This window comes from Pseudomonas sp. PSPC2-3, from assembly GCF_049898265.1.
In the GTDB taxonomy this organism is placed as follows: domain Bacteria; phylum Pseudomonadota; class Gammaproteobacteria; order Pseudomonadales; family Pseudomonadaceae; genus Aquipseudomonas; species Aquipseudomonas veronii.
Map to the genome: position 1 here is coordinate 26,309 of NZ_JAFCXJ010000020.1, position 10,400 is coordinate 36,708.

General features: G+C 63.5%; 11 protein-coding genes and 1 pseudogene. 3 read left to right on the plus strand and 9 right to left on the minus strand.

All coding sequences use genetic code 11. From position 1 onward, the window contains the following. Positions 1–3 precede the first annotated feature (3 nt). The gene (locus ACP7E3_RS31725) at positions 4–468 is read left to right on the plus strand and encodes a hypothetical protein (RefSeq protein ID WP_169866090.1); all 465 of its coding nucleotides are present in this window, start codon (positions 4–6) and stop codon (positions 466–468) included. A gap of 60 nt (positions 469–528) precedes the next feature. Here ACP7E3_RS31725 and ACP7E3_RS31730 read toward each other — a convergent pair whose 3' ends face one another. After that, a complete protein-coding gene (locus ACP7E3_RS31730) occupies positions 529–1,488 on the minus strand; it encodes a GlxA family transcriptional regulator (protein WP_057004844.1) in 960 nt (319 codons plus the stop codon). A 107-nt stretch (positions 1,489–1,595) separates the two neighbouring features. On the opposite strand from ACP7E3_RS31730, the gene ACP7E3_RS31735 reads away from it, so the two are divergent. Next, entirely contained in the window at positions 1,596–2,138 is a 543-nt protein-coding gene (locus ACP7E3_RS31735) for an acyl-CoA thioesterase (protein ID WP_082643848.1), read from the plus strand. A gap of 433 nt (positions 2,139–2,571) precedes the next feature. Here ACP7E3_RS31735 and ACP7E3_RS31740 read toward each other — a convergent pair whose 3' ends face one another. The 7 genes from ACP7E3_RS31740 to ACP7E3_RS31770 all read right to left on the minus strand — a co-directional run bounded on the left by ACP7E3_RS31740 (position 2,572) and on the right by ACP7E3_RS31770 (position 9,364). Continuing rightward, complete coding sequence (locus ACP7E3_RS31740) at positions 2,572–3,360, minus strand: ABC transporter ATP-binding protein (protein WP_426125494.1); 789 nt, start codon at positions 3,358–3,360, stop codon at positions 2,572–2,574. Continuing rightward, positions 3,354–4,343, minus strand: coding sequence for an ABC transporter permease (locus ACP7E3_RS31745; RefSeq protein WP_046383874.1), 990 nt, complete (start codon positions 4,341–4,343; stop codon positions 3,354–3,356). The genes ACP7E3_RS31740 and ACP7E3_RS31745 overlap by 7 nt, the downstream gene beginning before the upstream one ends. Next, positions 4,330–5,397, minus strand: coding sequence for an ABC transporter substrate-binding protein (locus tag ACP7E3_RS31750; protein ID WP_108526688.1), 1,068 nt, complete (start codon positions 5,395–5,397; stop codon positions 4,330–4,332). The genes ACP7E3_RS31745 and ACP7E3_RS31750 overlap by 14 nt, the downstream gene beginning before the upstream one ends. A gap of 376 nt (positions 5,398–5,773) precedes the next feature. Continuing rightward, positions 5,774–6,478, minus strand: coding sequence for an aquaporin Z (aqpZ, locus tag ACP7E3_RS31755; RefSeq protein WP_046383876.1), 705 nt, complete (start codon positions 6,476–6,478; stop codon positions 5,774–5,776). A gap of 121 nt (positions 6,479–6,599) precedes the next feature. Then, on the minus strand, positions 6,600–7,784 hold the full coding sequence (locus ACP7E3_RS31760; RefSeq protein ID WP_046383877.1) for a sugar transporter: 1,185 nt from the start codon (positions 7,782–7,784) through the stop codon (positions 6,600–6,602). A gap of 123 nt (positions 7,785–7,907) precedes the next feature. After that, entirely contained in the window at positions 7,908–8,270 is a 363-nt protein-coding gene (locus ACP7E3_RS31765; RefSeq protein WP_426125497.1) for a type 1 fimbrial protein, read from the minus strand. A 95-nt stretch (positions 8,271–8,365) separates the two neighbouring features. Next, positions 8,366–9,364, minus strand: a complete 999-nt coding sequence (locus tag ACP7E3_RS31770; protein ID WP_046383879.1) for a bile acid:sodium symporter family protein — start codon at positions 9,362–9,364, stop codon at positions 8,366–8,368. 85 nt (positions 9,365–9,449) lie between these two features. Between ACP7E3_RS31770 and ACP7E3_RS31775 the strand changes: the two genes are divergently transcribed. Then, positions 9,450–10,238 carry an AraC family transcriptional regulator gene (locus tag ACP7E3_RS31775; protein WP_046383880.1) on the plus strand — a complete coding sequence of 263 codons (789 nt, stop codon included), beginning with the start codon at positions 9,450–9,452 and terminating at the stop codon, positions 10,236–10,238. 15 nt (positions 10,239–10,253) lie between these two features. Here ACP7E3_RS31775 and ACP7E3_RS31780 read toward each other — a convergent pair. Continuing rightward, positions 10,254–10,400: pseudogene (locus tag ACP7E3_RS31780) on the minus strand (L-arabinose ABC transporter permease AraH); the annotation flags it as partial.

Here is a 10,400-nt window from a genome sequence, read left to right on the forward strand (position 1 = left end):
CTCATGAAACGCCAACTCTTGCTTAGCCTCGCTTTCTCGGTACTTGCTGCAAACGCTTTTGCCCACCCAGTCGTCGCTGAAGGCGGCGCTGATCGCCTCAACGAAAACCGCGTCGCCGAAGGCGGTGCCGAGCGTCTGCAAGGCAACCGTGTCGCCGAAGGCGGTGCTGAACGCCTGCTGGAACGTCGCGTCGCTGAAGGCGGTGCGGATCGCTTGCAAGAACGTGGCCTGGCTGAAGGCGGTGCAGATCGTCTGCAGGAACGTGGCCTGGCTGAAGGCGGTGCGGATCGTCTGCAGGAACGTGGCCTGGCTGAAGGCGGTGCAGATCGTCTGCAAGAACGTGGCCTGGCTGAAGGCGGTGCAGATCGTCTGCAAGAACGTGGCCTGGCTGAAGGCGGTGCTGATCGCCTGCAGGAACGTGGCCTGGCCGAAGGCGGTGCAGATCGCCTGCAGGGCAACAACGCTTGACCCCGCGCTGTGTGCGCGGCACCCCAAACCGGCCTGATCAGCCGGTTTTTTTTCGCCTGCTTATCGGGTACTGGCCTGAAATCGCTTGCGATACGCTGCCGGCAGCATCCCCACCCGCTGCTGGAACAGGCGCCGGAACGAGTTGCTGTCTTCGTAGCCCACCGCATAGGTGATGCTTTCGAGGGTCATGCGCGTCGACTCCAGCATCTGCTTGGCGCGCTCCAGGCGCAGGGTCTGCACATAAGCGATCGGTGTATAGCCGGTGGCATCCTTGAAACGTCGCTTGAAATTGCGCACCCCAAAACCAAAGTGCCGGGCCACCTCGTCAATCACCAGCGCCTCGGCGCAGTGCTGCTCCAGCCAATGCTGCACGCGCAGTATCTGCGCGTCGCCGTGGCTCTTGGGCAACGACCACATCGCGTACACCGACTGCACCGTCCGCACCGTGTCGATCAGCAGGTATTTGCCACAGGTGTGAGCCAGTTCCGGCGAGCCGAAGCGGCGGATCAGGTGGAGCATCAAGTCCATCGCCGCACTGGCGCCACCACAGGTGATCACGCGGTTTTCTTCGCAGAGCATCTGCGCGTCATCGAGGCTTACGTCTGCGTAGCGTCGCCGGAAAAGCTCGGCAAACGCCCAGTGGGTGGTGGCGCGCAAGCCTTGCAGTACACCGGTTTCCGCCAACAGAAAGGCGGCGGTACACATCGACGCCAGTACGGCGCCGCGCCCGTGCTGTTCGCGCAGCCAGGGGCCGAAGGCGGCAAACGTCGGCAAAGCCTCTTTCAAGGTGAAGAGAAAGCCGGGGATCAACACCAGGTCGGTCTGTGCGATCTGCGCGGTCGAACAGGCCACTTGCAGACGCTGCCCGCCCCAGGCATTCACGGCCTGGCCGTCGAGGGACGCGACCACGATCTCGAAGGGCGGATGGTCGGCAAACAGGTTGGCGGCGCTGAGCATTTCCAGGGCCAGGGTGGCGCTGGCGGCGGAGCAGTGATCGGCCAGGAGCAAGGTAATGTGCATTCACGGACCTTTTTGCGCTTTTCGCATTAAATAAGTCATTTGCGCACCTACCTTAGCCGATTTGGCGCCCTTACAGTGCTGCCACTGTGCAACTCTGTGGCGTCTCTATGAATCTCTGGTTTCGATTGCTCTACATGCTCTGCTGTCGCCCCTGGCGCAAGCCTGCCCATGGCCTGGCCACCACCGTGGTACGCATGCGGGTGTGGCCGCTGGACCTGGATCTCAACCGGCATGTCACCAATGGCCGCTACTTCACCCTGGCGGACGTTGCCCGGATGGATTTTGTCTTGCGCACTGGCGCTTTTCGCGTGGCCCTGCGCAACAAGGCGCTGCCGATCGTGGGCGATACCTGGGGCAAGTTCCGCCGCGAACTCAAGGTGTTCGAAGTGTTCGAGGTACACACCCGCATACTCGGCTGGGACCACAAGTGGAGCCTGATGGAGCACCGTTTCGTCAGCAAGGGTCGGGTGGTCGGCGTGGTGGTGATGCGCGGGCTGTTCCGCTCAGCCAAGGGCACCCTGCCCCCGGCGGATTTCCTGCGGGAGCTGGGGCTGGCCGAAACATCGCCGCCCCTGCCGCAGTGGCTGAGCGACTGGGCGCAGAGTTGCGAGGCAATGAGCGTGCAGTTGCGAGGCGAGGAACAGGATTGAGGATCATCCGCTCATCATCGTCTTGAGGCATGCGCGCCTTGGCCAACATGTCCTTGGCGATTTTACGCGTCGTCGCGGCGCCTTCCAACTGCGCGCTGGATATAGGAGTCCACCAGATACCGAGTGTTATCGCGGTATTGGGGAGAAGACGCCACTGCCCCGCCCAAGCTGGACGTCAACGACTCGACGCCGTGAACAACCGCCTCACAAAAGTCAGTGATGCACAAAAAAAACGCACTGCCGCACTCGCTGCGAAGCTCCAGGGTCTTACTCGCGCAAGCCCGGGACATCTTGATAGCTGCCCATGCGGCCTCTTTCTTGAGATCCGGCGCTGGATATCGACGAAACTCGTCCCAATGCAGATACCGGCCCTTGTCATCGACAGCTTTATAGATTGAGTCGCCAGGGGCTGCTCAGACTGATCAAGTCATACCTACCAGTTCTCCCCCAACCCCAGCAAGCCAAGTATCTGCCGGCGCAGGTCCACCAGATAAGGATCGTCGCGGTGCCGGGGGTATGGCCGCTCGATGGTCAATTGCGCCTGCAGGGTCGCCGGGCGGTCGCTGAACACGATCACGCGGTTGGCCAGGAGCAAGGCTTCTTCCACATCGTGGGTCACCAGCAACGCCGTGTAGCCCTGGCGTTGCCACAGGTCGATCAGTTCCTTTTGCATGGTGATGCGGGTCAGGGAATCGAGTTTGCCCAAGGGCTCGTCGAGGATCAGCAGGCGCGGCTGGTTCACCAGCGCACGCGCCAGCGCAACCCGCTGCGCCATGCCGCCGGACAGTTGCCGAGGGAAGGCGCGGGCGAATTGGCTGAGGCCGACTTTTTCCAAGGCTTCATCGACTTTGGCGGCATGGGTCTTGAGCAGGCCCTGGGCTTCGAGGCCGAGGGCGACGTTGTCCCTCACGCGGCGCCACGGATACAAGGTCGGGTCCTGGAACACCACCACGCGGCTCGGGTCCGGGCCGCTGATCGGCTCACCATCGGCGAGCAAGCGCCCGGAATCCGCCGGTTCCAGCCCAGCGACCAGACGCAGCAAGGTGGACTTGCCGCACCCCGAAGGCCCGAGCAAGGCAACGAACTCCCCCGCGGCCACGTCCAGCGAAACCCGCTGCAACACCGGCAGATGCTCACCGTCCAAGGCAAACCCGTGGCTCAGGTTTTCGATGCGCAGCGCCAATCCCGCCGCGGCTTCTACTGCGGTTGCCAGGGCTACCATTTCATCGCTCCTTTCTGCCAGGCCAGCAAGTGGTCGCGCAGCCGGAACAAGCCGCTGATCAACCCCGAGCAGGCCAGCGCCATGATTAACAACGCTGCATACATATTCGCGTAGGCCGCCCACCCCTGGGCCCATTGCAGGTACCAGCCGATGCCGGATTTCACGCCCATCATTTCCGCCACCACCAGGGTCGAAAACGAGGCGCCGAGGCCCATGAACAGGCCGACGAACACATGGGGCAAGGCGGCGGGAATCGCCACCTTGAAAATCAGGAAAGGCTGTTTTGCACCAAGGGTGCGCGCCACGTCGTAATAGGCTTTATCGACACTGGCCACGCCGGACCAGGTCAGCACCGTGACCGGAAACCAAGTGGCCAGGGCGATCAGGAAGACGCTGGCGCTCCAACTGCTGGGGAACAGGAAAAAGCACAACGGCAACAGCGCCGTCGACGGCACCGGGCCGAGGATGCGCAGCACCGGATGCAGCCAATAGCCGATACGCGTCGACCAACCGATGGCCACGCCGGCGATAAACCCGGTCGCCGCGCCCAACGCCACGCCCGCACCGAGCAGCAACGCCGAATGCAGCAGGCTGTCGGCCAGGCGCGCGTAGTCTTCGACATACACCGCGAGCAGGGCCTGGGGCGGCGCGAAGAACGGTACCGGCAGCAGCGCGAGTTTCGCCGTGAGCAGCTCCCAAATGCCCAACAGCAGCGGTAAAGCGATCAGCCATGACGCGGCTCCGCGCAGGCGCAGGCCGAGCCTGGCGAACCGGCGCCCGGCCACACTCGACACCCCGAACACCGCCGCCACGCCCACGCAGAGATGGGCCAAGCCTTGGGTCATCGGCCAGTCGCGCGTCGCATTGGGCCAGTAGCTGATCAGCAGCGCCACGGCCAACCAGGCGCCGATTACCGCCAGGCCCGGCCACCCGACCTTGAACGCCACGGGTGGGTTGAGGGTGGTCGCGTCAACTGAAGACATCGGCGGTGATCTCCTTGGCGAACGCCAGCGGGTCGGTGCCCTGGCTGATCACTTCCACGGTTTTCAGGTCGGTGACGTAGGTGGTGATTTCCGCGGTCAGCGCGGTGCCGACCGCATGGTGGCCGTGGGTGTGGTCGTGGAGGATCGCCTGGACTTCTTCGGTGGAGGTGTTCAACGCATAGGCCTGGAAACCCTTGGCGACGACCTCGGGGTGTTGCACGGAATAGTCATGAGCTTCGAGGATCGCCTGGGTCAGCGCCGCGACCACCCGCTTGTCTTCGCGCACCAGCTTGCCGGTGACACCGACCACGCAGCAGCTGAGGTTGGCGTAGGCCTCCACCAGGTTGGTGGACAGTTCCCGCGCCACGCCGGATTTGATCAGGCGATACATGAACGGGTCGCTGCCGCTGACCGCCTGCACCTCGCCGCGCTCCAGGGCGGTGCCGAGCAGGTCGGCCGGGTACAGGCGCCATTCGACGTCGCGCACCGGGTCGATGCCGTGCTTCTTGAGCAGGATCGAGAAGAAATTGCGGTCCGGGCTGGCCATGTCCGTCACGCCGATCGCCTTGCCCTTGAGGGCTTCGAGTGTGCTTACGCCGCCGTTTGCCGCACTGAGCAAACGCAGGCAGCCGCCATGAGTGCCGGCGGTCAGCTTGACGTCGAAGCCCTGCTCCAGGGCCTTGAGCCAACGCAGCGCCATACCCACACCGGCATCGGCCTTGCCGGTGGCGATGGCTTCCAGCAGCACCTCGGTGGAATTGCCGAAATTGACCAGTTCCACATCCAGGTTGTGCTGTTTGAAGAAACCTTGACCGTGGGCGATCACCACCGGGGCCAGGCACACGGCATTCAGGTTGACCGCCAGTTTCAGCGCGCGAGGCGCATCCAGGCGGATGAACTCACCGGTGCCGGCGGGCTCCTGGGGCGTGTGGTGCGCGGCGTGCTCGTCGGCGGCGAAGCCCAGGCGGGGCAGCGACAGCAGCAAGGGGCTGGCCAGGGTAATACCGGCCATGCCCAGGAGGCGGCGGCGGGTTAAAGGATCGAAAGCGGCCATGCAAAAACTCCCATGATTGTGTTCGCTAGGTAGATTGCGCGCCTTGCGTCATGCAGGGCACCTGCGACAAAACTACAATTTGATTATATTAATCAGCGACAATTATGAAAGAACCATATAATTCTATGGTTATGCCCGATGCCTCGAAACGCACAAAAAGCGCCCTAAGCTCAGATCGGAACAGTATTTATCGGGGTGTACGCGCAGTGGGTACAGACCGGGAAATGGGAGAAACCGCACCTGTAACCGGGGACGATCGATCAGTTGGCTGAGCAGCAGAAGATCGCGGATGCGTTCTTCAAGGCGGTGGATGCACAGGACGTGCAGACCCGGACGTGATGCAGGGGGAATGCGCTTGATTCCCCCCTTTTTCGATTCAAGCCGGGCTGCGCGCCTCCCACCCGCGCGCCGCCAACGCCCCCAACACCCCGCCGGCAATCGGCGCCAGCCAGAACGCCCAGAGTTGCGCGAGGTACTCGACCCCGGCGAACAACGCCGGCCCGGTGCTGCGCGCCGGGTTGACCGAGGTGTTGGTCACGGGGATCAGGATCAGGTGAATCAAAGTCAGCGCCAGGCCGATGGCAATCGGCGCAAAGCCGGCAACCGCGCCCGGTGCGGTCACGCGCATGATGATCAGGACAAAGAAGAACGTAGCGATCAGTTCGGCCAGCAACGCCGCCTTCATGTCGAACTGGCCCGGGCTCAGCGGGCCATAGCCGTTGGCGGCAAAACCACCCGGCTCAAAACCCGACTGCCCGTTGGCAATCACGTACAGGGCGGCAGAGGCGACAATCGCTCCTGCGACCTGGGCGGCGATGTAAGGCAGCACATCGGCACCGGGAACGCGGCGCCCGGCCCATAGGCCGATGGTCACCGCCGGGTTGAAATGCCCGCCTGAGACACCGCCCACCGCGTAGGCCATGGTCAGCACGGTGAGCCCGAACGCCAGGGACACCCCCAGAAACCCGATCCCCAGCGTCGGGAATGCCGCCGCCAGGATGGCACTGCCACACCCGCCGAACGTCAACCAGAAGGTACCTGCAAACTCTGCGGTCAAACGCTTTTGCACAATCGACTCCATTGCTTTTCAAACACCACGGCCCTGATCGAAGGGCATGGTGATCGCCGTCACCACAGGATGTGGGAGGTCCTGGGAGACGGTAGCAACAGGCATCAAAGTGCCCTGTAAGACTTGTCTGATTTCAGTCGCGCGCGACACCCTGACCGAACCGTCGGATCGCCAGGCAATAACCGATCAACGCCAGCGCGGCCAGCAACCCGCCCGCCGCGCCGATCCAGGCGAAGCCGAAGTGGCTGCCGACCCAACTGCCCAGCAACGCGCCGCCGCCGATGCCAATGTTGTAGATGCCGGAGAACATCGCCATGGCCACGTCGGTGGCGTCCGGGGCGAGCACCAGGACCTTGGACTGCATGGCCAGGCCGAAGCCCATGATCGCCATGCCCCAGAACACGCTCAGGCCGACGAGGTAGGATTCGGCCCCGCTCAACGGCAGCAGCAGCGCCAGACACGCGCCCAGCAGGAACACCGCACCGACCACGAACAGATGCGGGTTGAAGCGGTGTACCAGGCTGAACAACAGCGAGCCGATGATGCCCGCGCCGCCGAACACCAGCAGGAACAGGGTCACGACGTTACCGCTCAGGCCGGCGACACGTTCGACAAACGGTTCGATATAGCTGTAGGCGGTGAATTGCGCGGTGACCACCATGGCGGTGAGCACGTACAGCGCCACCAGCGCCGGGCGCTTGAACAGCAGCGGCAGGCTGCGCAGGGAGCCTGAGTTCTGGCTCGGCAACAGCGGCAAGGTGCGCGCCAGCCAGAACACCAGGCCGGCGGCGAAGGCCGCAATCACCAGGAACGTGGTGCGCCAGCCCATCGCTTCGCCCAGCAGCCGGCCCAGGGGAATGCCCAACACCATCGCCAGCGACGTGCCGGTGGCTAACAGGCCGAGGGCTTGCACCTGTTTGCCGGCCGGCGCCAGGCGTACCGCGAGGGACGCGGTAATCGACCAGAACAGCGCATGGGACAAGGCGATGCCGATCCGGCTGACCATCAGCAGGCCGAAGCTGGTGGCGACGCTGGAGAGGATATGACTGGCGATGAACAGGCCGAACAACACGATCAGCAGCTTGCGCCGTTCGATGTTGCGCGTCAGCAGCATCACCGGCAGCGAGGTCAGCGACACGATCCAGGCATAGATGGTGAGCATCAGGCCGACGCTGGCAATGGGCATGTCGAAGCTGGCGCCGATGGCGCTGAGCAGGCCGACGGGCACAAATTCGGTGGTATTGAACACAAAGGCGGCCAGCGCGAGGGCGATGACCGGTTGCCAGTTGGCACGGGGCGTTGCGGTTGAAAGGCTCATTGAAGGGCGCGGCACTCTGACGATGATCAAACGGCCACCCAGGACAAGCGCCGCCGCCGAGCATTCTATAGGTTTCTCGGGCGGCTGTTGACGCTCATCCGGGGCAAATCGCCTGCGGATCGATCAGGGCGAGGTCAGGGTGATCAAGTAGCTACCCGTCTGAATGGGCTTATCGAAGGCGTCCACCAGGACATACTGCTGGTCGTAATAACGTCCGTTGGGGGTGTCGGCCATCAACCGCACATGGGCGTTGGGCGCGCCCACCGCCTTGACGCTGCGGACCGGCTGCACCGCGAGCTGGTTGCCGCGACTGGCCTGCGGGCAGCCTTTCAAGTCCATTATCGAGCCGCTCGCCGCCGCCGTGGTGCAGCCCGGCTCGACGATACTGCCGTAGAATCGGACGACGCCACCCTGCGGCGCCGCCATGCACGTCCCCGTCCATACAGCGAGGAAGCCTGTAACCAGTGACAAACGTATAACGTTCATGTCGACGCTCCTTCTTGGGTTGACAAGAAGTGAGTCGTCCGTTTTGACGCAGGCTTTAGGCCTTTCGTCGCTTTAAGAAATGTCTGATAGACCGATCACGGGTCCACCTGCCCCATCAATTGCGGAATGCTTTCCGGGCGCTGCGCATAACGTTGCGCCAACGCCGCACACACCATCAGCTGGATCTGGTGAAACAGCATCAACGGCAGGATCAACACACCCATGGTCGCCCCGGCGAACAGCACCTGGGCCATCGGCACCCCGGTCGCCAGGCTTTTCTTCGAACCGCAGAACAGGATGGTGATGCGGTCCTCCTGATTAAAGCCGAAAGCCTTGCCCAGCAGCGTGGACGCCAGCAATACCAGGGCGAGCAACACGCAGCAGGCCACCACCAGGCCGCCCAGCTCCCACAGCGGAATCTGCTGCCAGATGCCTTGGATGACCGCTTCGCTGAACGCGCCGTAGACCACCAACAGGATCGAGCCTTGGTCGACGAACTTCAGCCAGGCCTTGTTGCGGCCGACCCACTCGCCGATCCAGCGGCGGGCGATCTGCCCGGCGATGAACGGCAACAGCAGTTGCACGCTGATTTTCAGGATGGCGTCGACGGTCGAACCGCTCTCGCCGTGGACATTCAGCAACAGCGTCACCAGCAACGGCGTGAGGAAGATCCCGAACAGGCTCGACGCCGCCGCGCTGCAGATCGCCGCCGGGATATTGCCGCGCGCCAGGGACGTAAAGGCAATCGCCGACTGCACCGTGGCCGGCAACGCGCACAGATAGAGCATGCCCATGTACAGGTCTTTGCCGATCAGCGGCGACAACAGCGGTTTGAGCGCCAGGCCCAGCAAGGGGAACAGCACAAAAGTCAGGCTGAACACCAGCAGGTGCAGACGCCAGTGCCCGGCCCCGGCGACGATGGCCTGGCGCGACAGCTTGGCGCCGTGCAGGAAAAACAACAGCGCGATGGCCAGGTTGGTCACCCAGCCGAAAGCCACGGCGGTCTGGCCGCTGGCGGGCAGCAAGGATGCAAGGAGCACAGTGGCAATCAGGGTCAGGGTGAAATTGTCGGGCAGAAAACGCGGGCGAGTCATAAGCAGGATCTTCCGGGGTTGCCAAGAACGTCATCGCGACTCTAACGTAACGCTTTATTACCGACTAACGCCAATGAGCCAGTAAATGCCGCCTAAAGGACATGACAAGACCGTCCGCCGCAGCGTGCCCGGGCTTTCCAGCCTGCCACGCCCGGTGTACGGACGCACCGAATCCTTGCCCAACCGCGCCTTGACCCGTCGGCACAGCCATCCGTGGGTGCAGTTGTCCTACGCGATTTCCGGGGTGCTGGAGATCCAGACCAGCGTCGGCCGCTTCGTCGCGCCGCCGCAGCGCGCGGTGTGGATTCCGGCGGGCATGCCGCACCGGGTCTACAGCTCGCCGCACACGGAGATGCGCAGCCTGTACCTGGATTGCAGCGTCACCGCCTGGGCGGACGAACGTTGCCAGGTGTTGGAGGTGAGCAGTTTGTTGCGCGAGTTGATCCGCCGCTTCAGCGAACTGCCGGTGGAATATGCCGAAGAGGGCCCGGACGGCAGGCTGGCCCAGGTGGTGCTGGACCAACTGGCGGCGGCGCCCCAGGTGGATTTGATGCTGCCGTTGCCCCTCGACCCGCGCTTGCGGCAGATCTATCGCAGTTTGGAGCTGCACCCGGAGCAACCCACCACGCTGGGGGATTGGAGCCGCAAGCTGGCGGTCAGCGAGAAGACCCTCAGCCGCCTGTTTTTGCGTGACACCGGGCTGACCTTCCGCGCCTGGCGCCAGCGCTTGCGCCTGCTCGGCGCCCTGCCCGCCCTGGAGCAAGGCGAGCGGGTGACGGATGTGGCGTTGGCGTGCGGGTATGAATCCACGTCGGCGTTTATCAACGCGTTTCGCCAGCAATTCGACGCCACTCCCGGCGAGTTCTTCCGCTAATGCCGAGGAAGGGGCTCAGCGTTGTTTCATGCGATCGATCACCACCGCCAGCAGCAGGATCGAGCCGCGGATCACGTACTGGTAGAAGGTGTCGATGTTCTTCAGGTTCATCGCATTCTCGATGATCGCCAGGATCAGCACCCCGGCGATCACATGGCGGAT

Excerpts from the sequence above, each read along its gene's own strand:
- ACP7E3_RS31730 (WP_057004844.1), bottom strand. The coding sequence starts at position 1,488 with ATGCACATTACCTTGCTCCTGGCCGATCACTGCTCCGCCGCCAGCGCC.
- ACP7E3_RS31775 (WP_046383880.1), top strand. The coding sequence starts at position 9,450 with ATGCCGCCTAAAGGACATGACAAGACCGTCCGCCGCAGCGTGCCCGGG.
- ACP7E3_RS31745 (WP_046383874.1), bottom strand. The coding sequence starts at position 4,343 with ATGTCTTCAGTTGACGCGACCACCCTCAACCCACCCGTGGCGTTCAAG.
- ACP7E3_RS31735 (WP_082643848.1), top strand. The coding sequence starts at position 1,596 with ATGAATCTCTGGTTTCGATTGCTCTACATGCTCTGCTGTCGCCCCTGG.
- ACP7E3_RS31740 (WP_426125494.1), bottom strand. The coding sequence starts at position 3,360 with ATGGTAGCCCTGGCAACCGCAGTAGAAGCCGCGGCGGGATTGGCGCTG.
- aqpZ (WP_046383876.1), bottom strand. The coding sequence starts at position 6,478 with ATGGAGTCGATTGTGCAAAAGCGTTTGACCGCAGAGTTTGCAGGTACC.
- ACP7E3_RS31760 (WP_046383877.1), bottom strand. The coding sequence starts at position 7,784 with ATGAGCCTTTCAACCGCAACGCCCCGTGCCAACTGGCAACCGGTCATC.
- ACP7E3_RS31725 (WP_169866090.1), top strand. The coding sequence starts at position 4 with ATGAAACGCCAACTCTTGCTTAGCCTCGCTTTCTCGGTACTTGCTGCA.
- ACP7E3_RS31770 (WP_046383879.1), bottom strand. The coding sequence starts at position 9,364 with ATGACTCGCCCGCGTTTTCTGCCCGACAATTTCACCCTGACCCTGATT.
- ACP7E3_RS31750 (WP_108526688.1), bottom strand. The coding sequence starts at position 5,397 with ATGGCCGCTTTCGATCCTTTAACCCGCCGCCGCCTCCTGGGCATGGCC.
- ACP7E3_RS31765 (WP_426125497.1), bottom strand. The coding sequence starts at position 8,270 with ATGAACGTTATACGTTTGTCACTGGTTACAGGCTTCCTCGCTGTATGG.